The 25,034-nt window shown below is 67.3% G+C and carries 26 protein-coding genes; 12 read left to right on the forward strand and 14 right to left on the reverse strand.

The features are described from left to right. Positions 1-22 precede the first annotated feature (22 nt). From FHG66_RS00700 to FHG66_RS00720, 5 genes are all read right to left on the reverse strand, one after another. Entirely contained in the window at positions 23-1,324 is a 1,302-nt protein-coding gene (locus tag FHG66_RS00700) for an outer membrane protein assembly factor BamB family protein (RefSeq protein ID WP_139074655.1), read from the reverse strand. Next, positions 1,325-2,008 (reverse strand): tetratricopeptide repeat protein, encoded by a 684-nt coding sequence (locus FHG66_RS00705; RefSeq protein WP_176556069.1) that lies wholly within the window; start codon positions 2,006-2,008, stop codon positions 1,325-1,327. A 111-nt stretch (positions 2,009-2,119) separates the two neighbouring features. Further along, positions 2,120-3,325: a multidrug effflux MFS transporter gene (locus FHG66_RS00710; RefSeq protein WP_139074659.1), complete on the reverse strand. Its 1,206-nt coding sequence runs from the start codon at positions 3,323-3,325 to the stop codon at positions 2,120-2,122. A gap of 185 nt (positions 3,326-3,510) precedes the next feature. Further along, positions 3,511-5,337: an ABCB family ABC transporter ATP-binding protein/permease gene (locus FHG66_RS00715; RefSeq protein WP_139074661.1), complete on the reverse strand. Its 1,827-nt coding sequence runs from the start codon at positions 5,335-5,337 to the stop codon at positions 3,511-3,513. Positions 5,338-5,437: 100 nt separating this feature from the next. Further along, positions 5,438-6,691: an Ig-like domain-containing protein gene (locus FHG66_RS00720; RefSeq protein WP_139074663.1), complete on the reverse strand. Its 1,254-nt coding sequence runs from the start codon at positions 6,689-6,691 to the stop codon at positions 5,438-5,440. 97 nt (positions 6,692-6,788) lie between these two features. Here FHG66_RS00720 and FHG66_RS00725 point away from each other — a divergent pair, with 97 nt between their 5' ends. Next, positions 6,789-7,337 carry an LOG family protein gene (locus FHG66_RS00725; RefSeq protein ID WP_139074664.1) on the forward strand — a complete coding sequence of 183 codons (549 nt, stop codon included), beginning with the start codon at positions 6,789-6,791 and terminating at the stop codon, positions 7,335-7,337. On the opposite strand, the gene FHG66_RS00730 is transcribed toward FHG66_RS00725, so the two are convergent. The 7 genes from FHG66_RS00730 to FHG66_RS00760 all read right to left on the reverse strand — a co-directional run bounded on the left by FHG66_RS00730 (position 7,334) and on the right by FHG66_RS00760 (position 14,729). Continuing rightward, a complete protein-coding gene (locus FHG66_RS00730) occupies positions 7,334-7,765 on the reverse strand; it encodes a host attachment family protein (RefSeq protein WP_139074666.1) in 432 nt (143 codons plus the stop codon). The two genes, FHG66_RS00725 and FHG66_RS00730, sit on opposite strands and share 4 nt — an antisense overlap. A gap of 112 nt (positions 7,766-7,877) precedes the next feature. Next, a complete protein-coding gene (locus tag FHG66_RS00735; protein ID WP_139074668.1) occupies positions 7,878-8,477 on the reverse strand; it encodes a superoxide dismutase in 600 nt (199 codons plus the stop codon). 323 nt (positions 8,478-8,800) lie between these two features. Beyond that, positions 8,801-9,319: a sarcosine oxidase subunit gamma gene (locus FHG66_RS00740; protein ID WP_139074669.1), complete on the reverse strand. Its 519-nt coding sequence runs from the start codon at positions 9,317-9,319 to the stop codon at positions 8,801-8,803. Then, complete coding sequence (locus tag FHG66_RS00745; protein ID WP_139074670.1) at positions 9,312-12,290, reverse strand: sarcosine oxidase subunit alpha family protein; 2,979 nt, start codon at positions 12,288-12,290, stop codon at positions 9,312-9,314. The genes FHG66_RS00740 and FHG66_RS00745 overlap by 8 nt, the downstream gene beginning before the upstream one ends. Next, complete coding sequence (locus tag FHG66_RS00750) at positions 12,287-12,640, reverse strand: sarcosine oxidase subunit delta (RefSeq protein WP_139074672.1); 354 nt, start codon at positions 12,638-12,640, stop codon at positions 12,287-12,289. Before FHG66_RS00750 ends, FHG66_RS00745 begins: the two co-directional genes overlap by 4 nt. A 132-nt stretch (positions 12,641-12,772) precedes the next feature. Then, positions 12,773-13,399, reverse strand: a complete 627-nt coding sequence (locus FHG66_RS00755; protein ID WP_139074674.1) for a flagellar basal body-associated FliL family protein — start codon at positions 13,397-13,399, stop codon at positions 12,773-12,775. Between the two features lie 82 nt (positions 13,400-13,481). Then, positions 13,482-14,729, reverse strand: coding sequence for a sarcosine oxidase subunit beta family protein (locus FHG66_RS00760; protein ID WP_139074676.1), 1,248 nt, complete (start codon positions 14,727-14,729; stop codon positions 13,482-13,484). A 171-nt stretch (positions 14,730-14,900) separates the two neighbouring features. Here FHG66_RS00760 and ccmI point away from each other — a divergent pair, with 171 nt between their 5' ends. From ccmI to FHG66_RS21425, 11 genes are all read left to right on the forward strand, one after another. After that, the gene (gene ccmI / locus FHG66_RS00765; protein WP_246082409.1) at positions 14,901-16,118 is read left to right on the forward strand and encodes a c-type cytochrome biogenesis protein CcmI; all 1,218 of its coding nucleotides are present in this window, start codon (positions 14,901-14,903) and stop codon (positions 16,116-16,118) included. Continuing rightward, a complete protein-coding gene (gene ruvX / locus FHG66_RS00770; protein ID WP_139074678.1) occupies positions 16,115-16,594 on the forward strand; it encodes a Holliday junction resolvase RuvX in 480 nt (159 codons plus the stop codon). Before ccmI ends, ruvX begins: the two co-directional genes overlap by 4 nt. Next, positions 16,587-16,814: a DUF1289 domain-containing protein gene (locus FHG66_RS00775; protein ID WP_139074679.1), complete on the forward strand. Its 228-nt coding sequence runs from the start codon at positions 16,587-16,589 to the stop codon at positions 16,812-16,814. Before ruvX ends, FHG66_RS00775 begins: the two co-directional genes overlap by 8 nt. A gap of 157 nt (positions 16,815-16,971) precedes the next feature. Next, positions 16,972-17,553, forward strand: coding sequence for an anthranilate synthase component II (locus FHG66_RS00780; RefSeq protein WP_139074681.1), 582 nt, complete (start codon positions 16,972-16,974; stop codon positions 17,551-17,553). Then, on the forward strand, positions 17,550-18,569 hold the full coding sequence (gene trpD, locus FHG66_RS00785; protein ID WP_139074683.1) for an anthranilate phosphoribosyltransferase: 1,020 nt from the start codon (positions 17,550-17,552) through the stop codon (positions 18,567-18,569). The genes FHG66_RS00780 and trpD overlap by 4 nt, the downstream gene beginning before the upstream one ends. Positions 18,570-18,647: 78 nt before the next feature. Then, on the forward strand, positions 18,648-19,349 hold the full coding sequence (locus tag FHG66_RS00790) for a uracil-DNA glycosylase (RefSeq protein ID WP_139074684.1): 702 nt from the start codon (positions 18,648-18,650) through the stop codon (positions 19,347-19,349). Positions 19,350-19,426: 77 nt separating this feature from the next. Beyond that, positions 19,427-20,236 carry an indole-3-glycerol phosphate synthase TrpC gene (trpC, locus tag FHG66_RS00795; protein ID WP_139074685.1) on the forward strand — a complete coding sequence of 270 codons (810 nt, stop codon included), beginning with the start codon at positions 19,427-19,429 and terminating at the stop codon, positions 20,234-20,236. Continuing rightward, positions 20,233-20,706, forward strand: a complete 474-nt coding sequence (moaC, locus tag FHG66_RS00800; RefSeq protein WP_139074687.1) for a cyclic pyranopterin monophosphate synthase MoaC — start codon at positions 20,233-20,235, stop codon at positions 20,704-20,706. The genes trpC and moaC overlap by 4 nt, the downstream gene beginning before the upstream one ends. Then, positions 20,703-21,890, forward strand: a complete 1,188-nt coding sequence (locus tag FHG66_RS00805) for a molybdopterin molybdotransferase MoeA (RefSeq protein WP_139074689.1) — start codon at positions 20,703-20,705, stop codon at positions 21,888-21,890. Before moaC ends, FHG66_RS00805 begins: the two co-directional genes overlap by 4 nt. Positions 21,891-21,944: 54 nt before the next feature. Beyond that, positions 21,945-22,646, forward strand: coding sequence for a transcriptional repressor LexA (gene lexA, locus FHG66_RS00810; protein ID WP_139074691.1), 702 nt, complete (start codon positions 21,945-21,947; stop codon positions 22,644-22,646). Positions 22,647-22,719: 73 nt separating this feature from the next. Next, a complete protein-coding gene (locus FHG66_RS21425) occupies positions 22,720-22,896 on the forward strand; it encodes a hypothetical protein (protein WP_176556070.1) in 177 nt (58 codons plus the stop codon). Between the two features lie 93 nt (positions 22,897-22,989). On the opposite strand, the gene FHG66_RS00815 is transcribed toward FHG66_RS21425, so the two are convergent. Together FHG66_RS00815 and mnmH are read right to left on the reverse strand one after the other, a co-directional pair. Then, on the reverse strand, positions 22,990-23,775 hold the full coding sequence (locus FHG66_RS00815; protein ID WP_139074692.1) for an SDR family oxidoreductase: 786 nt from the start codon (positions 23,773-23,775) through the stop codon (positions 22,990-22,992). 203 nt (positions 23,776-23,978) lie between these two features. Continuing rightward, a complete protein-coding gene (gene mnmH / locus FHG66_RS00820) occupies positions 23,979-25,031 on the reverse strand; it encodes a tRNA 2-selenouridine(34) synthase MnmH (RefSeq protein WP_139074694.1) in 1,053 nt (350 codons plus the stop codon). Positions 25,032-25,034 lie beyond the last annotated feature (3 nt).

Here is a 25,034-nt window from a genome sequence, read left to right on the forward strand (position 1 = left end):
ACGCAGTTTTCGGAATGCAGCCCTATCGGAAGGCGTTCAGACGCCCGTCCTCGGTCACGATGTAGAGCGTGGAACCAGCAACGACAGGGGCCGAAGACGCCCCCGCAGGCAGCGCCACATCGCCCAGGGCGGCGCCGGTCGCAGGATCGAACTGCCGCAGGACGCCATCCGTGGTGGAAACGATGAGCCGCCCGCCGGCAAGAGTGGGACCATGAAATCCGGTCGCGCCCCTGCGGCGCTCCTCACGCGGGAGGGTGATGCGCCAGATCACCGCGCCGCTGGCCGCTTCCACGCGAAGGAGTTGGCCCAGGTCGTTGATCAGGAACACCGAGTCTCCGGCAGGCCAGACGGGACCGGCTGCGCCTTCGGGGATGGACCACAGGGTTTCCCCGTTCTCCGCGTTCAGGGCGGCCAAGCGGCCCGAGTAGTTGCCGACATAGACACTCGAGCCGACGAGTACCGGGTCGCCGCCGATGTCCGTCGCCGCGTAGGCTGCCGCCGCCCCTTCACGGGCGCCTGCGATGACGCTCGTCCAGCGCACGAGCCCACCCTCGGGGAACACGCCGCGCACCTCACCCGAGGGGTGCGGGATGATGACGCTGTCGCTTCGAACTGCGGCCCCCGCACCCCCGGCCCAAGTGGCTGTCGAAGGTAGGCCCTGCACTTGCCAACGGATACGGCCGGTCGCGGCATCCAGCGCCCAAGCGCGGCTGTCGCGCCCCACAAGGACGACAAGATCGCCGAGGATCGTCGGGGACGATGAGCCCGGCGCGTCCAGGTCCTGCGCCCAGCGGGGCGTCCCGGTCGCTGCGTCAAGCGCAATCAGCCGCCCGTAGCCGGTGCTCACGTAGACGGCCGCGCCATCCGTCGAGAGCCCCCCGCCCGAGGCATCGGACCGGTCATCGCCTGCAGGGACGACGCTGCGGGTCCAGAGCAGGCCACCGTTGGTCGCGAAGGCACTGACCGTGGCCCGGGCGTCCAGCGTGAAGATACGGCCGCCGGCGACCACCGGTTCGGCCGTGATGCGTGCACCCCGGCTGTCTCCTTCGCCGATGCCCACCGAGAAGACACGGGTCAGGGTGCCCGGCAGCGCCGGGTGACCGGGATTGTGGTCGGGCCCGCCGTTGCGGTGGGTCCAGTCGGCATTCACCGTCTGGGGTGGCAAGGCAATGCCGCGCGCGGCCGCGACCGGCAGCACGTTGTCGAACGTCCCATCACGAAGCGGAAGGCGTTCGCCGGTCAGGATGACCTCGGGCGGCCCACCACAACCCGCAAGCGCGACCACCCCGATCAGAGTGAGCCCCAGGAAGCCCCTACGCATCATCTATTCTCCAGCCGGAACCGGCACCTCTGCCAGCGACGCATCCGCCTCTTCGGGCGGGACGCCAAGCGCAGTCAGCAGCGCATCGACCCGCGCGCGTTGGGTCGGCCCCACGCCCGCATCGTCACGAAGCCCTTGCAGCAGAGTCACAGCCTCGTCCCGGCGATCGTTTGCGAGGTGGACGAGGGCCAGTTGCTCCTGCGCCAGCAGCGCATAGGGCGCACCTGGCGCGGCCAGCGCCTGGAGGGCGAGCGGGTCGGCCGATGCGCCCTGCGCCATGAGCGCCTTGAGAGCCGCAAGGTCACGATAGACTTGCGGGATCGTCGAAACGCCTGCGACCGTGTTCAGGGTTGCGATGGCGGCATCGGCCTCGCCGGCCGACTGCTGCTCGGCCGCAAGGAGGAGTGCAGTCACCACGCCTTCCTGACCGGCGCGAGGAAGGTCCGACAGCGCGGCAAGCCGTGCGACGTCGTCCTCCGTCTCGAGAGCGGTCAGCACGGCCTCCCCCCGAAGCTCGGCCTCGGCCTCGGTCTGGGAGCGGCTCCATTCGACCCAGGCAGCACCGCCGACGATGGCCAGCACGACCACGCCGATGATCCAGCCCCAACGCCGGAACCAAAGGTTCAGCCGCTCGCGGCGGACCGCTTCGGTCACCTCGTCGATAAAGCTTTCATTGGTGTTGGTCACACCGGACCTCCCCATGCCTCAAGCGCTAGGGGCGCGCCTGGGGCGGTCCCGAAGTCCCGCCTGTCATAGCGCGGGATCGCAGGGGCTGCCAAGACCCCCCCAGGGCATCGATCATTCGCCTGCCGCCATGGCAGGCGCGGACATCCGACGCAGCACCGCAAGCCCGATCCCGAGAGCAAGGACCGAGCAGAGCGCAATGGCCGCCACCATGGGAAGCGGTGTTCCGTTGAAGAACGGCCCGAGCAGCGTGACCAGGAGCCCGCCCGTCACCATCTGAAGCGTCCCGCCGAGGGAGGAGGCCAGTCCGGCGATGTCGCCATGCTCCTCCAGCGCCATCACGAAGGTCGCGGGCATGACGAGGCCCAGGAATGCATTCGCGACGAACAGGAACCCCATCAGCACAGGCAAGGTGCCGAAGCCTGCTAGCGTCACGGCCAGAAGGGCCAGCGAACTGACCGCAAAGCCGATCAGGGCCATGCGCATGCTGAACAGCAGCCCAAGCCGTTGCCCAAGCGGTGCTGCCGCCTGGCTTGCGGCGAAGAAGCCCAAGGCGTTAAGAGCGAAGGCCAGCGAGAAGCCAGTGGGCGAAAGGCCGAAGTGCTCGGTGTAGACGAACGAGGCCGATGCGATGAACACGAAGAAGCTACCGAAGCCGAAGGCGCCGACAAAGGTCAGCCCCATGAACACCGGATCCCCGACCAGCACCCGGCAACCTGAGGCCATGGATCTGAAGTTGACCGGCACACGATCCTTGCGGGCGAGCGTCTCGGTCAAGCCGAACAGCGTGACCATCAGGCTCATCGCCGCGACTGCTACCAAAACGCCGAAGATCAGCCGCCATCCACCGAAGGCCAGCACCACCGACCCGGCCAAGGGCGCCAGCATCGGCGATATGGCGATTACCAGCATCACGAGCGCCATGAGCCGCGTGGCCTCAATGCCCGTGTAACGGTCGCGCACGATTGCGCGGGGCACGACGCCCACCGCCGCCCCCCCGATCCCCTGCACGAACCGGGCGGCGACCAGCCAGCCCAAGGTCGGTGCCAAAGCGCAGCCCACGCTTCCCACGGCAAAGAGACTGATGCCCAGGATGAGGGGGAGCTTGCGGCCATACGCGTCGGCCATGGGCCCCCAGATGAACTGGCTTACCCCGAAGGCCAGGAAGTACATGGTGATGGTAAGCTGGACCTGAGTCTCGGTCACGCCCAGGTCTGCCCCGATCTCCGGCAGCGCCGGGAGGTACATGTCTATCGAGAACGGACCGATGGCCGACAGAAGGCCGAGAACCAATGCAGTTCGGAATAGGGACGAGTGCATGAAATGCCTCCCTGACAGTAGCGTGAACATATCGTGAACTATGGCCGACTCAGTACGGCGTCGTGATCTCTCTGGCAAGCCGGAACTGACGCTAAGGTCAAGTCTTGGCGGAACACCGCAGTCGGCGAACCCTCCCGCGTCCAGGCGCAGCTAGTCCGGCCAGCAACGAAGGCGAGAGGGACTGATCAAGCAGCCAGATCTTCGTCCAGCGACTGACGCGACCAGAGCTCTGCGTAACGACCGCCTCGGGCAAGGAGCGCCTCGTGGGTGCCCTCCTCTACAAGCCGTCCATCCTCCAGCACCACGATCCGGTCGGCATCGGCAACCGTGGACAGGCGGTGCGCGATGACAATGACGCTGCGGCCACGTCCCATGGCGTTCAGCTCGCCCTGGATGTCGGATTCCGTCGCAGTGTCGAGCGCGGAGGTTGCTTCATCGAGGATCAGGATCGGCGGGTCCTTGAGCAGCGTGCGCGCGATACCTACGCGCTGCTTCTCGCCGCCCGACAGCTTCAGCCCCCGTTCACCCACCTGGGTGTCGTACCCCAAAGGAAGGCCGGCGATGAAGTCGTGAATATGGGCGGCCCGCGCCGCGGCCTCGACCTCGGCCTGGGTAGCGTCGTTCCGACCATAGGCGATGTTGTAGCCGATAGTGTCGTTGAACAGCACCGTGTCTTGGGGGACAACCCCGATCCGGGCGTGGAGCGACTCCTGCGTGACGTCGCGCAGATCTTGGCCATCGATGCGGATCGCGCCACCAGTGACGTCGTAGAAACGGAACAGGAGCCGGCCGATGGTGCTCTTGCCCGCGCCGGTCGAACCGACGATGGCGACCCTTTGCCCTGGCGGGACGCGGAAGCTCAATCCTTTGAGGATGGGCCTCTCGGGGTCGTAGCCGAATTTCACCTGATCGAAGATGATCTCGCCCCCGGATACCTCGAGTGATCTCGCGCCCGGCTTGTCAGTGACCTCGGCCGGCTGCTCCAGGAGGTTGAACATCTCGTCCATGTCCACGAGGGCCTGCCGGATCTCGCGGTACATCACGCCCAGGAAGTTCAGAGGGGTCATGATCTGGATCAGGTAGGCGTTGACCATCACGAAGTCGCCAGTGCTGAGCTGCCCGGCCTGCACCCCGCGCGCTGCCATGAGCATCACGACGATCAGGCCGATGTTCATCAGCAGCCCCTGGCCGAAGTTCAGGAACGCCAGCGAGTTGTTGGTCTTGACGGCGGCTTCGGCATAGCCGCCCATGGCTTCGTCATAGCGGCGCGCCTCGCGATCCTCGGCGTTAAAATACTTGACTGTCTCGTAGTTGAGGAGTGAATCGATCGCCTTCTGGTTGGCGCTCGTGTCGAGGTCGTTCATCTCCTTGCGGATCTTCACCCGCCACTCGGTGACGGCGAAGGTGAACCAGACATAAAGGATGATCGTCAACGCCACGACCAGCAGGTACCAGGCGTCGAACAGCCACCACAACATCGCGCCGGTGAGCAGCAACTCCAGCACCAGCGGCCCGAGCGAGAACAACATCAGGCGCAGGATGAAATCCACGCCCTTCACGCCCCGCTCGATGATGCGGCTCAGGCCGCCGGTCTTGCGGGTGATGTGATAGCGCAAGGAAAGAGCGTGAATGTGCCGGAAGGTTTCCAGCGCGATCAGTTGCAGCGCCCGCTGCCCCACCCGCGCGAACACCACGTCCCGCAACTGCTGGAACCCGGTGCTCAGGATCCGGGCCATGCCATAGGCCAGCGTCAGGCCGATCACCCCCAGCGCCATCGCCCCGCCCGGAACGGTCCCCGCCGCTTCAAGGGAATCGACAGCCCAGCCATAGATCACCGGCGTCAGCACGGTGATGATCTTGGCCACGATCAGCAGCAGCAGCGAGCCCACGACCCGCCGCTTCACCCAGCCCTCCCCGCTTGGCCAAAGATAAGGGGCCGTTCGCTTCACGGTGCGCCAGTTCGTGGCACGGTCGGCGCGAAGGGCAGAGTCGGTCGGGAAAAGGCGGCGCATGGCTGGTCCTGGCTGTGCAGCAGAGGAGCCTAGCGCGACTCTCGGGTCTTGGCGAGTGGCCCTTCCCTAGCCGGACAGGCAGGCATGGGCAGGACGCGTATCAGAGCTGGCCCCCGGTCGGCAAAACGAAGACCTGTCCGGGATAAATCAGGTCAGGATCGCGGATGCGGTCGCGATTGGCTTCGAAAACACGGACATACATCATCGGCTCGCCGTAGCGCTCGCGGGCGATGGCCCAGAGCGTGTTGCCCGGCTGGACCGTGCGGACCCGGATGGCCTGGTCTGCTCCAGTCGTGCCGTGCGTCCCGGACAGGGCGGCGATCCCGTCGCGCTCCTCCCGCTGGAAGGGCGTTTCGATGCGGCTCACCACCTCGCCCGAAGGGTCCACCTGATCGACCCTGAGCGTGTAAAGCCCTGGGGCCGTCCCGTCGAGATGCGCGCTCCACCGGCCATCGGGCTGGATGGCGCTTTCGGACACCGCTTCGTTGTCGAGGTAGAGCCGGACGGAACCGCCTCCGGTGCCACGGCCGGAGATCGTCACTTCACCAGTGCCGTCGTAAGCAATGGCATCAAGGGCGACGGTGTCCAGAATCTCGGCATCCGCGCCGGGCGGCAAGGCGGGCTGCAGCAGCCTCACGCCTTCGGCGTCCGACAAGAGGACGGGGGGCTGGCCCTCTTGCTCCGCTGCCGGAACGGTTGGATCAGCCATCGCGGACGAGATGTCCCCCTCAACTGGTGGCTCGTCGATGGCCGGTGCATCACCGGTCTCCTCTTCCGAAGGACCGGACCCAGACGGCGGGGGCATGGCCGGGGTGGGCCCGGATTGTGCCACAGCGTCCGCCTCTGGCTCCTGCTGCGGGCCAGCAGGCAACGCCGGACGGGCGGGCTCAACGGCGGCTGCCCTCGCCTGAGGCGGCGCGGCAAGGATCACGGTTTCCTGCGACTCCGTGCCGGCCCCGTCTCGCAACGAAAGGACCAACGGCCCATCGGACGGCGGCAGATTGAGGAATGCCACGAAACGCCCATCCTCGTCGGCGGTGGCCTGGGCCGTGGTCGTCTCGCCGGTCATGATGTCGATCACGGCTCCCGGCCGGGCTTGCCCCGCGACAAGGCCGCTGCCATCGGGCGCGACACGGACCGTGTCGAAGCTGGGACCACGCGTCGGGGTCGTCAGCTCGGACTCGGGGGGCGCGGACGGCGTTGCGGGAGCGGCAGGAGAAGCCATGACGGTCGATGGCGTCCCTTCACCGTCGGAAGGAAGTATGCGGGGCAGGATCATGACCACACCGCCGCTGACCGCACAGGCCCCGGCCAGGGTCACGAGAGCCACGCGAACGGCGTTCCCGTCGACCACGGCAAAGTCCTCCTAGTTTGATCGGGGCCGACCCCCGATTGGATTGATCATAACACTCCTTTAGATAGCGTCAAAATTTCATGCACGGAGCGAAGGTTTGGCTGCATCCATCTGTGTCTATTGCGGCTCGCGCGATGGCCGCGATCCCGCCCACGCCCTGGCGGCCGAAGCTGCCGGACGCATGATCGCCGCGAATGGCTGGGATCTCGTCTATGGGGCGGGCGACGTGGGGCTCATGGGCCGGGTTGCCCGGGCGCATCAGGCAGTTGGTGGGCGGGCGCTGGGCGTCATCCCTGACCACCTCTTCCCGCGCGAGGTGGCCAAGCGCGATCTTGACCGCCTGGTGGTCACCGAGACCATGCACGAACGCAAGAAGGTCATGTTCATGAACGCCGACGCGATCGTGGTCCTGCCGGGGGGCGCCGGGTCGCTGGACGAGTTCTTCGAGGTGCTGACGTGGCGGCAGATCGGCCTGCACGCCAAGCCGATCTTCCTTCTGAACACGGGCGGCTACTGGGAGCCGCTCCGCGCCCTGCTGGATCATGTAGTGGCCGAGGGCTTTGCCGACCAGTCGTTGCAGACCTTCGCCACCTTTGTCGCCGACGTGGACGCCCTGGAGGGCGCCCTTCGCGGGGCGCTGGCCTAGGCGCCGGCCAGTTCCTGGCTCACTATACGCTCAATCTGGTCCACGGGATGCCCGGTCAGGGTCTTGTGGACCTCGGCCACCACGCGGTCGGTGACCTCCTTGTGCAGCTTGTTCCGCAGGGTCCCGATGTGGTTCGGCCCGGCCACGAGCACGAGCTTGTCGAACTTGCCCTGGTGGGCCGACTTGTAGAGCTGCTCCGCCAGATCATCCACGAAGCGGTGCTCGTCCGAGCGGTGGGTGTCGGATGTCGATCCCGTGGCGGGCTCGGTCCGCCTCACGCCACGCGCGACGTTCTCGTCCGGGACCTCGGCGTTCTCCTCCTTGCGGACGATCCGGAGATTGGGGTCCTGCCCGTCCGTGATGTTCTCGAAGATCATGGCCTTGGTGCCGTCGATGACCAGGACCCAGGTGCCGTTCTCAAGCTGCATCTCGCTTCCCTCCGTTAGGCGGGAAGGAAACCGGTCGGGGCGTGGCCCGGTTCCGAAATGCGACGGCCCGGCAGTTCCCCGCCGGCCCGTCGTCATGCCGCGAGCGGCCGCCTTACATGCGCGAGGCGACATTCTCCCAGTTGACCAAGTTGTCGAGGAAGTTGGTCAGATAGGCCGGACGCTTGTTGCGGAAGTCGATGTAGTAGGAGTGCTCCCACACGTCACAGCCTAGGAGAGCGGTCTGCCCAACGCAGAGCGGGTTCACCCCGTTCTCGGTCTTGGTGATCTTGAGGCTGCCGTCCGTGTCCTTGACCAGCCACACCCAGCCCGAGCCGAACTGGCCCACACCCTGCGTGTTGAACTGCGTCTTGAAGTCCTGGACCGAGCCGAAGGCCTCGGTGATCGCGCGCTCCACCTCTCCGGGGATGCGGCTCTCGCCGGGGGTCATCATCTGCCAGAACTCGTTGTGGTTCCACAGCTGGCTGATGTTGTTGAAGATCCCGTTCTGGGCCACGGCGCCGGGCTGGTAGGTGCCCGTGATGATCTCCTCGAGCGACTTGTTCTCCCACTCGGTCCCGGCAATCAGCTTGTTGCCGTTGTCCACATAGGCCTTGTGGTGCAGGTCGTGGTGGAACTCGAGGGTTTCGCGGGACATGCCCTTCGCTTCAAGCGCATCGTGGGGATAGGGCAGGTCGGGAAGGCTGAAGGCCATGGCGCGGCTCCTTGTTGTTCGGGCGCCGAAACGGCGCGCGACATAACAAGGCGCACGGAGCCGTGAGGTCAAGGGCCGGGGAGCGTAGCCCGAAATACGCCAGCGCCCAAGCGGCGCCATCCAACGCAGATGGCCCTCGCGGCCGCTTGCCAGCGGACGGCGAGGGCCGGCCCGGTCATCGCCGGGCCTGAAGGGCCGGGATCGCCGGCCGGATCAGTGCTCTGTCTGAGTAAGATATTTGTATCAAACTTAGCAGGAATCTGCAACGGCGCAGAGTAACCGCTCGGCCAGAAATGGCCGATCCGGTCCTACTCTGGCTGGTGTCAAAAGTGACCCACGGCTCCGTCGGCTGCCGATTGCCGGAGCAGGGCAACAGCATAATCCGCCACGGATCGGAAGCAGATCACCCGAGCGCCTTCGCCTTCCAGCCAGAAGGCGGCAGCAAGCTGGCCGAGGCGGCTGCGCCGGAACAGGCCGGGCCCGAAGACGTCCGGATGCAAGTCGGCGGGAGACAGCTTGGCCAGCACCTCGCGGGCGTCGGGGCCTTCGATACGAACGCAGACCCGCATATCGGATACGTCGGTCACTAGGTGATGCAGCCCCGCCAGGTCCGTCGCGAGCCGATCCACTGCCAGCGCCACCTCGCTCCGTGGCACGAAGATCAGCAGCTCGTCGGGCGACATCCAGGCCACCCCCCGCTGGGAGGTTCCTTCGATGCGAAGGCGTTCGGGGAACGCCGTCCCGGTCAGGCCCACCACGGCCGCCCGCACCCGCTCATCGCCGTGGTCGCCACGTAGGCCGATCATGCCCAGCGGCTCGGCCAAGGTCACCGCGTCAGCCATTCAGCTTGTCTCCCGCCTTGTCGTAAAGGACCGGGTCGACGATCCGGGCCTCGATGGGCTGGCCGCCCTTGTTCGACACCTGCACCACCTGCCCCATGCGCTCGGGGCCGTTCTCGATCAAAGCCATGGCGATGCCGCGATCCAGGGTGGCCGAGAAGTAGGTCGAGGTGACCCGGCCCTCGGCGTTGCGCTGGCCGTTCGCGTTCTCCCCATGCCCGAGGACATAGGCCCCCTCGGGCAACACGGATCGGTTGAGAGGCTCAAGGCCAACTAGCTTCCAGCGATGCCCGCCGGCCATGTGGGACCGCTCCTGCGCGCGCTTGCCCAGGAAATCAGGCTTCTTCTTGGAAACGGCCCAGCCAAGGTTCAGGTCCTGCGGAATGACGGTGCCGTCCGTCTCCTCGCCGATCATGATGTAACCCTTTTCGGCCCGCAGCACGTGCATGGCCTCAGTGCCATAGGGCGTGATGCCCCATTCGGTCCCGGCCTGCATCAGCGCCTCCCAGAGCGCGAGGCCCTGGTTGGCCGGCACTGCGACCTCGAAGGACAACTCGCCCGAAAAACTGATGCGGTGCACGCGCGCGTCGAACCCGCCGAGCTTGCCTTCGGCGAAGGCCATGAAGGGCAGCGCCTCCCTGGACAGGTCCATTCCGCCCAGCTTGGATAGCACGTCCCGCGCGCGCGGCCCGGCAACGGCGATCTGCGCCCACTGCTCGGTCAGGTTGGCGACATAGACCTTCCAATCGTGCCATTCCGTCTGGAGCCAGTCCTCCATATGGGCGTGGATGCGATCCGCGCCCCCGGTGGTCGTGTGGCAAAGCCAGCTATCCTCAGACAGCCGGATGACCACGCCGTCGTCGGACAGGAACCCGTTCTCGGTACACATCAGGCCGTAGCGGCACTTGCCCACGGGAAGGCTGCTCATGACGTTGGTGTACATCATGTCAAGGAAGCGGCCTGCGTCCGGTCCCTTCACAACGATCTTGCCAAGGGTCGAGGCGTCGAGGAGCCCCACCCCGTTCCTTACAGCCAGCACCTCGCGATTCATCGCGGCGTGGACATGCTCGCCGGGACGGATGTAAGCGAAGGGACGCCGCCACAGACCCACCGGTTCCCAAGTCGCGCCGTGGCGCTGATGCCATTCATGGATGGCAGTCCGGCGGACAGGCTGGAACAGGTGCTCCTTGGCGACGCCCCCGATCGTACCCAGCGTCAGCGGCGTGTAAGGCGGACGGAACGTCGTCGTCCCCACCTGCGGGATCGGCACATGCAGGGCGTTCGACAGCACCGCGAGCCCATTAATGTTCGACAGCTTGCCCTGATCGGTCGCCATGCCAAGTGTCGTGTAGCGCTTGGCGTGCTCAACTGACTGGAAGCCCTCGCGGGCGGCCAGTTCCACGTCCGACACCTTCACGTCGTTCTGGAAGTCGAGCCACATCTTGCGCTTGAGCGCCGTCTTGGCGCCTTGAGGCATGATCCAGACGGGCAGGAACGGCCCCTCCTCCGCGTCGTGCGCGAGGATCTCCGGTGCGTCGGCACCCACCGCCGCCGCCCCGGCCCGAGCGCCAGAGCCGATCACGGCAGCCGTCCTCAGTTCGCCCACGACCGATCCGGCCGGCAGGACGATGGGGGATCCGTTATGGTTGCGGGGCGGCCGCTTGGGATCGGGGAGGAACATCGCCCGGTCGTCGTCCCAGGACAGTCCGCCGCCGCAATGCGACCACAGGTGGACGGATGGCGTCCAACCACCGGACATGGCAACGGCGTCGCAGAAGATCTCCTCGATCGGGGAGCCTTCACCGGACAGGGCGCAAAGCTTCACGCCGGATACCCTGCGGCGTCCGGTGACCTTGGCGATCCCTCGCCCGGCCTCGATCCGGATGCCCAGATCACGCGCCTGCCGTACCAACTCGCCGTCCGGACGCGGCCGGGCGTCCACGATGGCAGGCACGATCAGCCCGGCGCGGTGGATCGCCAGCGCCGTGCGATAGGCGTCGTCGTTGTTGGTCACGACCACGACACGGTCGCCGATGCTGACGCCCCAGTTCACAAGATAGTCCCGCATGGCCGAGGCCAGCATGACGCCGGGCACGTCATTGCCGGCGAAGGCGAGCGGCCGTTCGATAGCCCCATTCGCCGCGATGACCTTGCCGGCCCGGATGCGCCACAGCCGCTGACGCGGCCCCGCCCCTTCCAACTGCTCGGCGGCCAGGACGTAGCCGTGGTCGAATACGCCGCTCACCTGCGCGTTCAGCCGCAGGCGGACGTTGGGCATGGACCGCAACGCACGGACTGTCCGGTCAACCCAGTGAGAGGCGGGCGTGCCGTCGATCTCGGGCTCATCGATGACGGCCCGGCCGCCCCAGCAGGGGCTCTGCTCCATCAGCAGCACACGCTGACCTGACTGCGCGGCAGCCCATGCCGCAGAAAGGCCGGCCACGCCGCCGCCCGCGATCAGCACGTCCACATGGACGTTGAAATGCTCGTAGGTGTCGGGGTCGCGCCCCTGCGGCACCCGCCCCAAGCCCGCCGACTTGCGGATGACCGGTTCGTAGACATGTTTCCAGAAGGCGCGCGGCCACATGAAGGTCTTGTAGTAGAAGCCGGCCGGGAGGAACCGGCCCAGCGCGTCGTTCAGCACGCCCACGTCGATGTCGAGGCTCGGGAAGCGGTTCTGGCTCAGCGCCGTCATTCCGTCCTTGAGCGGCGTCACCGTCGCCCGATGGTTGGGCTCCACTCGATCACCGGCCCCGAGGTTCACGAGGCCATTCGGCTCCTCGTGGCCCGAGGCGACGAAGCCACGCGGGCGGTGGTACTTGAAGCTGCGCCCCACCAGCATCTGGCCGTTGGCCAGCAGCGCCGAAGCCAGCGTGTCGCCCTCGTACCCCTGGTACGGGTGTCCGTCGAAGGAAAAGCGGAGCGGGCGCGAACGGTCGATCAGCCGTCCGCCGCGATGCAGACGCGTGCTCATTCCACAGCCTCCGGTTCGCCCGGAACGCCGGGCTCGAATCCCCAGCCGGGTCGCTCCACGCCGGCACGACGGCGGATCTCGTCCGTGGGGGTGGCCAGACTGGCCGGATAGGTTCCGAAGACCTGCATCGTGACGGTGTCACGGGCAGCCAGGAACCACTTGCCGCAGCCAAAGGCATGGCGCCAGCGCTCGAGGTGCGGGCCCTTGGGGTTCTGCCGGTGGAACAGATAACCTTCGAACTCCTCCTCCGAGGAGCCTGGGCCGTGACGCTTCAGATGCGCCTCGCCGCCGGGCAAAAGCTCGGTCTCGTCGGCTTGGACCCCACAATGGGGACAGGTGAGGGTCAGCACGTTGCCTCCTCGGGATGTGCGGAAACAAGGAAAGGCCGCGTCCCTTGCGGGAGGCGGCCCGACTGCCCCCGAAGGGACAGCATGACGACGGGGCGGCGCGGCGCGCCACCCCGAGAGAAAGTCAGCCCGGCCTTACTGGTCGGCGGGGTCGGCGGTGCCGGTCGGCGGCGCGGACTCGCCTTCGGTCGGAGAGGCTTCTGTCGGCGCGGTCTCGGTGACTCCGCCGGTGTCGCTGGTCTCGTCCGAGCCTGTCGCGGCGTCGGCGGCAGTGTCGGCGGCAGCATCGGCGGCATCGGTGGCGCCAGCCGCAGCATCGCCAGCTGTATCGGCCGCACCCGTGGCGGCATCGCCCACTGCGTCGGCGGCACCGGTCGCGGCGTCGCCAGCAGCATCGGCCGCACCCGTGGCAGCGTCGCCCACCGCGTCGGCGGCACCGGTCGCGGCGTCGCCAGCAGCATCGGCTGCGCCTGTCGCAGCAGCTCCTGCAGCAGCCCCTGTGGTTGCGGCAGCACCGGTCGCAGCATCGGTGGCCGCTTCGCCAGCGGTGTCGGTCGCGCCTTCAGCTGCCGTGCCTTCGACAGTTTCCTCAGTGGCGGTGACGCCTGTCGCGTCCTCGCCGGTTGTTGCGACCGTGTTGTCGCCGGCCGACATGAACCACCACAGCAGCAGCAGAACCACGACGATCGCGCCGATGATGAAGGCGATCGTGCTGCCCGAGCTGCGCGGCGGCGGCGTTGGAGTGTAGTGCGGATCGGACATGGACGTTGCTCCGTGGATGCGTCTTGCGACGCCCCAACGAGACCTCCTCGCGGCCGGTTCCCGAAGTCGTGAAGATTATCGGTCAATGCGCGACCCCGGCCGCAACGCTTTCGTCGATGAACCGCCCCTCGCGGAAGCGTTCGAGCCCGAACGATGCTGCCAACGGACCCGGCTCCCCCTTGGCCACCAACTCGGCCATGGCCCAGCCCGATCCGGGGATGGCCTTGAACCCGCCGGTGCCCCAGCCGCAGTTGATGAAGCAGTTGTCCAGCGGCGTCCGGCTGATGATGGGGGACCGGTCACCCGTCATGTCCACGATGCCGCCCCACTGCCGCAGCATCTTGAGCCGCGAGATGATGGGAAAGGTTTCGATCAATGCGCGGACCGTTTCCTCGATGTGGTGGAAGGACCCGCGCTGCGTATAGGCGTTGTAGCCGTCCGTGCCGCCGCCGATCACCATCTCGCCCTTGTCGGACTGGCTCATGTAGCCGTGGACGGTGTTGGCCATGACGACGACGTCCATGCAGGGCTTGATCGGCTCGGACACCAGGGCCTGCAGGGGCATCGATTCGATGGGCATTCGGAAGCCCCCCATCTCGGCCAGCACCGAGGAATGCCCGGCGACGACGATGGCCAGTTTGTCGCAGCCGATCGCGCCCTTGCTGGTCTCCACACCAGACACCTTGCCGTTCGCGGTCAGGACGCCCTTCACCTCGCACTGCTCGATGATGTCCATGCCCATGTCGGCGCAGGCGCGGGCATAGCCCCAGGCCACGGCGTCGTGCCGCGCCGTGCCGCCCCTGGCCTGCCACAAGGCGCCCAGCACCGGATAGCGCGGCCCCTCGATGTGGATGATGGGACACAATTCCTTGACGCGGGCGGGCGAGATGAACTCCGTCTCCACGCCCTGCAACGCGTTGGCCTCGGCGGTTCGCTTGTAGCCGCGGACCTCGTGCTGGGTCTGGGCCAGCATCATGACGCCGCGCGGCGAGAACATGACGTTGTAGTTCAGCTCCTGGCTCAGCGTCTCGTAAAGGCTGCGCGACTTCTCGTAGATCGCGGCCGAGGGATCCTGGAGGTAGTTCGACCGGATGATCGTCGTATTCCGCCCGGTGTTGCCGCCGCCCAGCCAGCCCTTTTCGATGACCGCGACGTTGCGAATGCCGAAGTTCTTGCCGAGGTAATAGGCCGTGGCGAGCCCGTGCCCGCCGGCCCCTACCACCACGACGTCGTATCGCGACTTGGGCGCGGGCGAGGTCCAGGCGCGATCCCAGCCGGAATGGTGCCGAAGCCCTTCACGTGCGAGGGCGAAGACGGAATAGCGACGCATCGAAGACTCACCCCCTTGGCGCCCGGGCGGGCCACGGGCTTCTCCTACTAAACCGGGCGAGCCGGGGGAAGCGGCGGCGCTGCGGCACAAAGCCTCGCGAATGCGACCTTCCGCGTCGGTCGCGCGCCCTCTAGAACGGCGCAACGCCATGGGGGCGCGGGAGACCGGGAAGTGCTGTTCTGGATCATCGCCGGGATGCTGTCCGTGGCTGTCGCAGCCCTTCTTGCGCGACCCCTGCTGGCTCCTGCGGCCCCCGGCGCCGAGACGTCGCCGGAGCAGGCCATCTACCGCGACCAGTTGGCCGAGGTGGATCGCGACCTCGCCCGCGGCGTCATTCGCCCCGAGGAAGCCGAGCGCGCCCGCACCGAGATCGCTCGCCGGCTCCTGGCGGCGGACCGGGCAGGCCCCGCGCGTTTGCGCGAGGCGCCACGCAGCGCAGCGCTGGCCGCCGTCGTGGCGATCGGGCTGTTCGCCGTGATGGGAAGCCTTCTCGTCTACAGCGTGCTGGGTCAGCCCGGTGCCTCCGACCTGCCTCGGGCCGCTCGGGTGGCCGAAGCGACCAGAGCCCTCGAGACCCGGCCGTCCCAGGCCGAGGCCGAAGCGCGCTTCGCGGAACTGGCTCCCGCTGCCGTGCCCCAGGTCCCGGCCGAGGAGCTGGCCCTTATCGAGGAGCTTCGCCGCGTGGTCCCGACCCGGCCCGACGAGCCCGAAGGCTGGGCGCTGCTCGCCCGGAACGAGGCACGGATCGGCAACTTCGCGGCCGCAGCCCAGGCCCAGCAGAACCTGGTGCACCTTCGGGGCGACTCGGCCACAGCCGAGGACGTGGCGACGCTGGTCGATTACCTCGTCGAAGCGACAGGCGGGATCTTCGTCTCGCCCGAAGCGGAAGCCGCCCTGGACCGCCTCGCTGCGATCGACCCTCAAAGCATGGTGCTCCGCTACTATGCGGGGCTGCTTTACGCGAGCACGGGGCGGCCGGACCTCGCCTTCCCATTATGGCGGGCCGTGGTCGAGAACGGGCCGCCCGACGACTTCCGCCGCTTCCGCGCCGAAGCACAGATCGAACAGATGGCCTGGCTCGCGGGGGTGGACTACACCCTGCCCGCTCCCTCCGGCCCATCATCCGACGATATGGCCGCGGCTGCGGACATGGACCCCGAGGCGCAGCAGCAGATGATCCAAGGCATGGTCCAGGGGCTCCGCGAACGCCTGACGGCCGAAGGCGGCCCGGTCGAAGAATGGGTGCGGCTCGTCACCTCGCTCGCGGTCCTGGGCGACGAGGCCGGTGCGCGCGACGCGCTGACGGAAGCCCGCCTGGCCTTTGAGGGTGACTCGGCCGCTTTGGTGGCGCTGGACGCGGCCGCAGGCCAGGCGGGGCTGGCCCCATGATCCTTCCCGATGCGGAAGGGTTCCTGGCCGCACTCCCCCGACACGGCGCCATCGCAGGGCTCGACTTGGGCACAGTGACCATAGGCGTCGCCGTGTCGGACCTGCGCCGCCGCGTGGCAACCCCGACCGAGACGGTCCGGCGCAAGAAGTTCACCCTGGATGCCGCCCGGCTTCTGGAGATCGCAGCCGCGCGCGATCTCAGGGGACTTGTCCTGGGCCTGCCGATGAACATGGACGGCAGCGAAGGGCCGCGCGCCCAGAGCACCCGTGCCTTTGCTCGTAACCTGGAGCGGCTGACCGACCTGCCCATCACCTTCTGGGACGAACGGCTGAGCACGGTCGCAGCCGAACGGGCGCTGATCGAGGCGGATACGTCCCGAAAACGTCGTGCCGAGATCATCGACCATGTGGCGGCAGGGTTCATCCTGCAGGGGATGCTCGACCGGTTGGCCTATCTGGAGAATCGCGATGGATGATGTCTGGGCCCGCGCGGAGCCGCAGAGCCCCTGCAAGAAGGTCTGCGTGATCCATCCGGACTCGGGGCTCTGCGTTGGCTGCCTGCGCACCCGGAGCGAGATCGCGGCCTGGCCCAGCCTGTCACCCGAAGGCCGCGACGCCGTCTTGACCGAACTTCCTGCCCGCGAGGGGCTGCTCGTGCGGCGACGCGGCGGGCGCGCGGCACGGGTCGGCGGCTAGCGACGCCCAATTCTACGGGGTTTTGTGCCCTGGCGCCCGGTCACCTTGACGGCGCAGGTGCCGTGGCCGCATGGTTGCCACCGTCCGCGCAGCCGGTTACGCGGCGCGGCGACCTCATTCGGCCCTGAAGGGCCCTGGACGCCTCGGAGACGGGCTCATGCTGCTGCTGATCGACAACTACGACAGCTTCACCTACAACCTCGTCCATTACCTGGGCGAACTGGGCGCCGAGGTGGTCGTGCGCCGCAACGATGCGCTGGACGTCCAGCAAGCGATGGGCCTGCGTCCCGACGGCATCGTGCTGTCTCCTGGCCCCTGCGATCCCGCACAGGCCGGGATCTGCCTTCCCCTGATCGCCGCCGCCGCCGAGACGCGCACGCCGCTTCTGGGGGTGTGCCTGGGCCATCAGGCCATTGGCGAAGCCATGGGCGGGCGCGTGGTCCGCTGCCATGAAATCGTACATGGCAAGATGGGCACCATCCATCACAACGGCACCGGCGTATTCCGGGGTCTCCCTTCCCCCTTCCAGGCCACCCGCTATCACTCCCTGATCGTGGAGCGCGAGACGCTGCCCAAGAGCCTGGAGGTCACCGCTTGGCTTGAGGACGGAACCATCATGGGCCTGCGCCATCGGACACTCCCCATCGAAGGCGTGCAGTTCCATCCCGAGAGCATCGCCTCCGAACATGGCCACGCCATGCTGCGCAATTTCCTGGACACCCTGCCGGTGACCGCATGAGCGACGCCCTCAAGCCGCTCATCGCGGCGGCGGCCGAGCGTTCCCTTTCCTCTGAGGAGGCCGAGCGGGCGTTCTCGATCCTGTTCGAGGGAGACGCCACACCTGCGCAGGTCGGCGGTTTCCTGATGACACTCCGTACCCGCGGCGAGACGGTCGAGGAGATCGCCGCGGCCGCAAGCCAGATGCGCGCGCGGTGCCATCGTGTCCGTGCGCCCGAGGGGGCCATCGACATCGTCGGCACCGGGGGGGACGGCAAGGGCACCCTGAACATCTCCACCGCGACCGCCTTCGTCGTCGCTGGCGCCGGAGTGCCGGTGGCAAAGCACGGAAACCGCAACCTTTCGTCCAAATCGGGGGCGGCGGATGCCCTGACGCAGATGGGCATCAACGTCATGGTGGGCCCCGCCGTGGTCGAAAAGGCGCTTTTTGAGGCCGGGATCGGGTTCATGATGGCGCCCATGCATCATCCGGCCATGAAGCACGTCATGCCCGCGCGGACCGAGCTTGGCACGCGGACGATCTTCAACATCTTGGGACCGCTCACCAATCCGGCGGGGGTCGCTCGGCAGCTGACCGGCACCTATGCGAACCATCTGTTGCGACCGATGGCGGAAACGCTGGGACGGCTCGGCTCGGAGAGGGCCTGGCTCGTCCACGGCAGTGACGGAACGGACGAGTTGTCGATCGCGGGACCGTCTCGGGTAGCCGATCTGAACCATGGCGCCGTCACGGAATACGAGATCCATCCCGAGGATGCGGGACTGACCCCTCATCCCTTCGAGGCGATCCTGGGCGGCACGCCCGAGCACAACGCGGCTGCCTTCCGCGCGCTTCTGGACGGCGCCCCCGGCGCCTACCGCGATGCGGTTCTGCTCAACGCCGCCGCTGCGCTGGTCGTCGCCGGCCATGCCGCGAGCTTGCCAAAAGGGGTGGAATTCGCGCGCGAGAGCATCGACAGCGGTGAGGCCAAGCGTCGGGTAGAGCGACTGGCGGCCGTGAGCCCGCTTTCCGCCTGAACGGCAGGACAGACAGGACCGTGGGACCGAACTCCGGGTTCGGTGCGTTGGGCCGCTGACCCCGTACCGGAGCCCACAATGGCCAGCCAACCCGATCTTTTCGCGCCCGCTACCTCGGCGGTGGAGGGGCAGTCCCCGGTCCCCCAAGCCTGGGAAGACCTGCCGTTCTTCGCCGACGACTGGCCTCGGATCTCCGACGCATTGTCCCGCGAAACCCGACCGGTGCTGCCAGCGCACGAACGTCGCTTTTACGCGCTGTCCCTGTGTCCGCCCGAAGCGGTCAAGGTCGTGATCCTGGGACAGGATCCCTACCCGACCCCCGGGCACGCCATGGGGCTCGCGTTTTCGGTGAACCCGGATGTGCGACCCCTACCCAAGTCGCTGGCCAACATCTTTCGCGAACTGAAGGATGACACCGGAGACAGCCTGCCCAACGGCGACCTGTCCGGATGGGCGCGTCAAGGGGTGCTTCTGCTCAACACGCATCTTTCGGTGCCAGCGGGCGTCATCGGGGGCCACGCCAAGCTTGGGTGGGAGCGGCTAACCGGGCAGGTCCTCGCGCGCGTGTCCGGTCGGCCAACCGCCTTCGTCCTTTGGGGCAAGCCCGCGCAAGGGATGGCACGGCACATTCAGCCGGACGGTCACCTGATCCTGGAAAGCGCCCATCCGTCGCCGCTGTCCGCCTCGCGCGGGTTTTTTGGCTCGCGCCCCTTCGGTCAGGTGAACGCCTGGCTCGCAGCCCATGGCGCGAGCCCGATCGATTGGGGCGCCCCGGCCTGAGACTCCATAGCCCCAAGCCTAGGGCTTTCGTCCGCCCTGCGCTTTTCAAGGCAGCAAGCCGCCGCTATGTGTCGGGCATGGACACTCTCGAGCGCATAAAAGCCTACAAGCTGGAGGAGATCGCCGCTCGTAAGGCCGCGACACCCTTGGCCGATCTCGAAGTCGAGGCGCGGGGCGCTCCGGCCCCTCGCGGTTTCGCCAAGGCGCTGAGTGAGGCCGCCCGCAAGGGCTATGGGCTCATCGCCGAAATCAAGAAGGCATCCCCTTCCAAGGGGCTGATCCGCGCGGACTTCGACCCCCCGGCCTTGGCCAAGGCCTATGCCGACGGCGGCGCGGCCTGCCTGTCGGTGCTGACAGACGGGCCGTCGTTCCAGGGCGCGGACTCGTATCTGGTCGCCGCTCGGGCGGCCGTGACCTTGCCGGTGCTGCGCAAGGACTTCCTCTACGATACTTGGCAGGTCACCGAGTCGCGCAGCCTTGGGGCCGACTGCATCCTTCTGATCATGGCAAGCCTGTCCGATACCCAGGCCGCCGAACTGGAGGCTGCGGCCCGGGACTGGGGCATGGATGTCCTGATCGAGGTTCACGACCAAGAGGAGCTGGAACGGGCCTCGCTACTCAAGTCGCCCCTGATCGGCATCAACAACCGCGATCTCAAGACCTTCCAGGTGTCCCTGGACGTGACGCGCAAGCTGGCGCGCCTTGTTCCCGCCGACCGGCTCATCGTGGCTGAAAGCGGGCTTTCCACCCCTCAAGATCTCGCGGACTTGGCGCGCTATGGTGCCCGGGCCTTCCTTGTGGGTGAAAGCCTGATGCGTGAGGAAGATGTTGCCGCAGCAACCCGCAGGCTGCTCGCCACGCCCATGTCCGCGGCGGGGGGCCTGTGAGCCTCACTCATTTCGGGGAGGATGGGGCCGCCCGGATGGTGGACGTCTCGGGCAAGTCCGAGACCCATCGGGTCGCGGTGGCGGAGGGCACTTTGACGATGCAGGCCGCCACGCTGGCCCTGGTCAAGGAAGGCCGAGTCGGAAAGGGCGATGCTCTGGGCGTGGCTCGGATCGCGGGGATCATGGGGGCCAAGCGGACTTCGGACCTTATCCCCCTTTGCCATCCCTTGCCGCTGGCCCAGGTCGCCCTCGATCTTGATCCCGACGATGCCTTGCCCGGCGTCCGCATCACGGCAACGGTCCGGACGACGGGTCGCACCGGCGTGGAGATGGAAGCGCTCACCGCCGTCTCAGTCGCGGCGCTGACGCTTTACGACATGCTCAAGGCGGCCGACAGAGCCATGGTGATCAGCGCGGTCCGTGTCCGCCTCAAGGAGGGCGGCAAGTCCGGCCGTTACGAGGCGCCATGATTTCGGTCGCCGAGGCGCTCGACCGGCTGTTCGCCTTGGTTCCGCCTCCTCAACAGGAAGAGGTGCCGCTCGTCCAGGCACACGGGCGCGTTCTTCTCCGCCCTGTGACGGCCCGGCGGAGCCAGCCTCCGTTTGCTGCCTCGGCGATGGACGGCTTTGCCCTGCGACGCGCGGATGCCAGTCCCGGAGCCCGGCTTCGCATCATAGGCGAGTCCGCCGCCGGCCACCGGTTTACTGGCCACATCAACCCAGGCGAGGCCACCCGCATCCTGACTGGCGCGCCGCTGCCCGACGGGGCCGACGCCGTGGTGATCCAGGAGGAGGTGACGCGCGAGGGCGACAGCATCGTCCTGTCCCCCACGGCCGTCGCTGCCCATGTCCGCCCCGAGGGCAACGACTTCGTTGCGGGAGCGACTCTTGCCGCGCCGCGCCTGCTGTTCCCCATGGATCTGGCGCTGATCGCGTCGTTCGGTCAGGCCAGCGCCGTCGTCGCGCGCCGTCCCGAAGTAGCGATTCTGTCCACCGGCGATGAACTCGTGATGCCAGGCGGGATGCCCAGCCCCGACCAGATCTTCGCCGCCAATGCCTTTGGCCTCCATGCTTTGCTGCGGGGCGCAGGTGCGCGGCCCCGCCTTCTTCCGGTCGCAGGCGACACGCCGGGAGCGTTGAGGCAAGCGCTCGCTCTCGCCGAAGATGCGGACTTGATCGTCACCATTGGCGGCGCGTCGGTCGGCGATCACGACCTTATCGCTCCGGTCGTGACGGGCATGGGCGCATCGCTTGACTTCCATCGGGTTGCCATGCGGCCGGGTAAGCCGCTTCTGGCAGGGCGGATGCCCCATGGTGCGGTGCTGCTGGGGCTGCCAGGGAACCCGGTGTCGGCCCTTGTGTGCGGAGTAATTTTTTTGCTCCCCGTCATCCGCGCGATGCAGGGCCTTCCCGCTGCGCCCGCCCCGCGGGTACGTCGTCCCTTGGCGCGTCCCCTTGCAGCAGGCGGCCCGCGCGAGCACTACATGCGGGCCCGGCATGGTCCGGACGGCTCGGTCGAGGTGATGGACCGGCAGGACTCGTCGCTGCTCACGGTCTTGGCCGAAGCGGATTCTCTTGTGGTCCAAGTCGCCGGAGCACGACCTTTGCAGGTCGGCGACATGGCTGACGTCGTTCTTTTGCGCGGAACGACTTGACACAAAACGAGAACGACCCCAGAACATAGAGACATCGCGCGTGGGGAACCGGACATGCTGACCAAGAAACAACTCGATCTGCTCGAGTTCATCGACCGGCGTGTGCAACGCGACGGCGTTCCCCCGTCCTTCGACGAGATGAAGGAAGCGCTCGACCTCCGGTCGAAGTCCGGCATCCATCGCCTGATCACTGCCCTTGAGGAGAGGGGCTTCATTCGCCGCCTGCCGCATCGCGCTCGCGCCCTCGAAATCGTGCGCATGCCCGATGCTTTGGCGGAACGGTCAGGCCGGACGGGCTTCACGCCTCGGGTGATCCCGGGCGACCGGCCCAGCGCCGCTGCGCCTCGTGGCTCCCTGCCGGCCGACAGTGGGGGCTCGCGTGAGGTGCCCTTGATGGGCCGCATCGCCGCCGGTGTTCCGATCGCTGCCATCAGCGAGGTCGCGCGCCAGGTAGCCGTGCCTCAGGTCATGCTTTCGCCGGGTGGACATTACGCGTTGGAGGTCCGGGGGGACTCGATGCGCGACGCCGGGATCAACGACGGCGATGTGGTCGTGATCCGCGAAGCGACGACTGCCGACACGGGGGACATCGTCGTAGCCCTTGTGGACGGTCAGGAAGCAACCCTGAAGCGCTTCCGCCGTCAGAACGGGATGATCGCTCTCGAGGCCGCGAACCCGGCCTATGAGACACGCGTCTATCCTGACGATCGCGTAAAGGTGCAGGGCCGCCTCGTTGGCCTGATCCGCACCTACTGAGCGTCCGGTCCAGAGCCCAAGGGCTCTGGCCAGTTTCCATGAAGCCCTCGGGTGGGGGAAAAGGATGGAACAAATGGTGAACCAGACAAATCATCGTCTCGTGGAAGACAATCCTGGAGAGAATGGGCCCGCTTGGCGGTCCATCGGCTCGCTGACCAGCGCTTGGGTCGCCCGGATTGAGGCGGAGCGGGAGAAGGACGCGCTGCTGGACGCGCACGCCTTCGTTCCCACGGCGTGGGCGGCCGAGTAGGCGGCCTACTTACGGCCTTCTCTCCGGTCCGGAGGACCCTGCCTCCAGCGGTCGTGCTGTGCCTCGCCTATGCAGGCGTGGCGACCATGGGCTTCAGCCGACCAGCAGGGACTCGGCTCCGTCGATCCAGACCGGTGTGCCGGTGATGTGGCGAGCGCGATCGGATAGAAGGAACGCCACGAGTTCGGCGACCTCGTCGGCTGTCCCCGGCTCTCCATCGGTCAGCGGGATCTCGCCTTCGGGATACTCGACCGGCTCCTCGGCGACCTCCTGGCTTCGGTGGGTGGTGCTCTGATCGATCGCCGTTTCTATGGCGCCGGGGCAGACGACGTTTACCCGGATGCGGAACTTGGCCAGCTCCAGCGCTAGCATCTGGGTCATCGCGACCTGCGCAGCCTTGGTGCTGCTATACGCGGTCGCTCCGGCATTCGAGAAGATCCGCGTCCCGTTCACAGAGGCGGTGATGACCACAGCCCCTCCTCCAGCTTTCTTGAGGTGCGGAACCCCATAATGCAGGGTGAGGTAGGTGCCGCGAAGGTTGGTGGCGATGGTGCGGTCCCATTCCTCGGGCGTGATCTCGTCGATGGGGGCCCAGACTCCGTTGATCCCGGCGTTGGCGAACAGGTAGTCCAGCCGCCCGAACTGCTGGACCAGGGCTGCGGTGGCGGCTTCCATGTCCCGCTCCGACGCCACATCGGCGATAAGAGGGAACGCCGTCCCACCTGTTCGGGCGACCTCTGACACGACCTCATCCACCTTGTCCTTGCCGTGTCCCAACACCCCTACCAAGCAACCCTCTGAAGCCAACCGCAAGACGGTCGCGCGTCCGATCCCGGAGCTTCCCCCGGTCACCAAAGCGACTTTACCCTCGAATTCCATCCGTTTCTCCCGATGCGAGCCGGCCACGACCTCGATGCTGCGGACCGGTCGGACCGGTCAGGTCCGTGGCCGCGCGGATCGTGGCGATCCGATCTCCAACACCGAACCGATCGCAAGGTTCGGCGAGCCGTGGGATTTTAGTTCCAATCGCGCTGGCTGCTGCTGACACGCGTCCCGACCCGCTGCCACCTGCGCCTGTCGGATTAGCCGGCTGTGACCGCAGCAGCGATCCTCTCGGCCGCGCGCTCGAGGTCCGGACCTGTCAGCGGACCGACATCGACCGTCTGGAGCACCGCGACCGGATGGCGCGAGCGGCTGCGCCGATAAGCGGGGTCGTAGTGGTCCGTCATCAGCGCGGCGGCCAGTTCGTCGAACCGTCCATCCCGCAGGAGCGCGACCCAGCGGTCCACGGTGGCACGCCCTCTCAGCGGGACCAGTTGATGCAGCAACGGCTCGAGCCGGTCGCGGTCGAATGCGAGGTCGGAATAGGCTTGGGCGAGATAACGGGCGCGACCATCGAGGGTGGCCGTGATCTCGATGCGGGGGGCGGCCTGCATCGCCGACCAGAGCGCTGGCGGAAGCGAGAGGGCCCCCACCTTGCTGCTTTCCGCCTCGGCCAGCACGGGACGCGCGGGATCGAGCGCCGCGAGCTGGGCCACCAAGGCCGTCTCGAAAGCCTTTTGCCCCGGCTGGCCGCCGGGCTGACCGCCGAGCAGCGACCCGCGGTGCCGTGCCAGCCCTTCCAGGTCCAGAACCTGCACGCCGAGCTTGGCCAGTCGGTGCAGCAACTCGGTCTTGGCGGTCCCGGTCAGCCCATCGAGCAGGATCAGACGGTGCGGCAGGGTTTCCTCGTAAAGGGTCCGCTGCACGAGCCTGCGCCAGCTGCGATAGCCGCCCTCCACCTGCTCGGCCCGCCAGCCAATCTGTCCCAGGATCGTCGTGAAGCTGCCCGAGCGCTGGCCCCCGCGCCAGCAGTAGACCAAGGGCCGCCAGGATCCGCCCTTGTCGGCCAGCGGCCCTTCGATATGGGCGGCGGCATTGCGGGCGACCAGCGCGGCGCCAAGCTTGCGGGCCCGGAACGGGCTGTCCTGGACATAGATCGTGCCGACCCGGGCCCGCTCGTCATCCGACAACACCGGCAGGGACACCGCTCCGGGAACGTGATCCTCGGCGTATTCGGAAGGGCTGCGCACATCGATCACGGCGTCGAAGCCATGGGCGAGGAACTCCGAAACAGATGCAAAGGCACGGGGCATGGG

Source organism: Rubellimicrobium rubrum, from assembly GCF_006152115.1.
In the GTDB taxonomy this organism is placed as follows: Bacteria; Pseudomonadota; Alphaproteobacteria; order Rhodobacterales; family Rhodobacteraceae; genus Rubellimicrobium; species Rubellimicrobium rubrum.

Bases quoted from the DNA above. Each gene is read 5' to 3' on its own strand.
- FHG66_RS00790 (WP_139074684.1), top strand. From the start codon at position 18,648: ATGGCCAGCCAACCCGATCTTTTCGCGCCCGCTACCTCGGCGGTGGAG.
- FHG66_RS00805 (WP_139074689.1), top strand. From the start codon at position 20,703: ATGATTTCGGTCGCCGAGGCGCTCGACCGGCTGTTCGCCTTGGTTCCG.
- mnmH (WP_139074694.1), bottom strand. From the start codon at position 25,031: ATGCCCCGTGCCTTTGCATCTGTTTCGGAGTTCCTCGCCCATGGCTTC.
- FHG66_RS00710 (WP_139074659.1), bottom strand. From the start codon at position 3,325: ATGCACTCGTCCCTATTCCGAACTGCATTGGTTCTCGGCCTTCTGTCG.
- trpD (WP_139074683.1), top strand. From the start codon at position 17,550: ATGAGCGACGCCCTCAAGCCGCTCATCGCGGCGGCGGCCGAGCGTTCC.
- FHG66_RS00760 (WP_139074676.1), bottom strand. From the start codon at position 14,729: ATGCGTCGCTATTCCGTCTTCGCCCTCGCACGTGAAGGGCTTCGGCAC.
- FHG66_RS00730 (WP_139074666.1), bottom strand. From the start codon at position 7,765: ATGCAGCTTGAGAACGGCACCTGGGTCCTGGTCATCGACGGCACCAAG.
- FHG66_RS00775 (WP_139074679.1), top strand. From the start codon at position 16,587: ATGGATGATGTCTGGGCCCGCGCGGAGCCGCAGAGCCCCTGCAAGAAG.
- FHG66_RS00700 (WP_139074655.1), bottom strand. From the start codon at position 1,324: ATGATGCGTAGGGGCTTCCTGGGGCTCACTCTGATCGGGGTGGTCGCG.
- lexA (WP_139074691.1), top strand. From the start codon at position 21,945: ATGCTGACCAAGAAACAACTCGATCTGCTCGAGTTCATCGACCGGCGT.
- ruvX (WP_139074678.1), top strand. From the start codon at position 16,115: ATGATCCTTCCCGATGCGGAAGGGTTCCTGGCCGCACTCCCCCGACAC.
- FHG66_RS00740 (WP_139074669.1), bottom strand. From the start codon at position 9,319: ATGGCTGACGCGGTGACCTTGGCCGAGCCGCTGGGCATGATCGGCCTA.
- FHG66_RS00735 (WP_139074668.1), bottom strand. From the start codon at position 8,477: ATGGCCTTCAGCCTTCCCGACCTGCCCTATCCCCACGATGCGCTTGAA.
- FHG66_RS21425 (WP_176556070.1), top strand. From the start codon at position 22,720: ATGGTGAACCAGACAAATCATCGTCTCGTGGAAGACAATCCTGGAGAG.
- FHG66_RS00780 (WP_139074681.1), top strand. From the start codon at position 16,972: ATGCTGCTGCTGATCGACAACTACGACAGCTTCACCTACAACCTCGTC.
- FHG66_RS00755 (WP_139074674.1), bottom strand. From the start codon at position 13,399: ATGTCCGATCCGCACTACACTCCAACGCCGCCGCCGCGCAGCTCGGGC.
- trpC (WP_139074685.1), top strand. From the start codon at position 19,427: ATGGACACTCTCGAGCGCATAAAAGCCTACAAGCTGGAGGAGATCGCC.
- FHG66_RS00715 (WP_139074661.1), bottom strand. From the start codon at position 5,337: ATGCGCCGCCTTTTCCCGACCGACTCTGCCCTTCGCGCCGACCGTGCC.
- FHG66_RS00745 (WP_139074670.1), bottom strand. From the start codon at position 12,290: ATGAGCACGCGTCTGCATCGCGGCGGACGGCTGATCGACCGTTCGCGC.
- FHG66_RS00815 (WP_139074692.1), bottom strand. From the start codon at position 23,775: ATGGAATTCGAGGGTAAAGTCGCTTTGGTGACCGGGGGAAGCTCCGGG.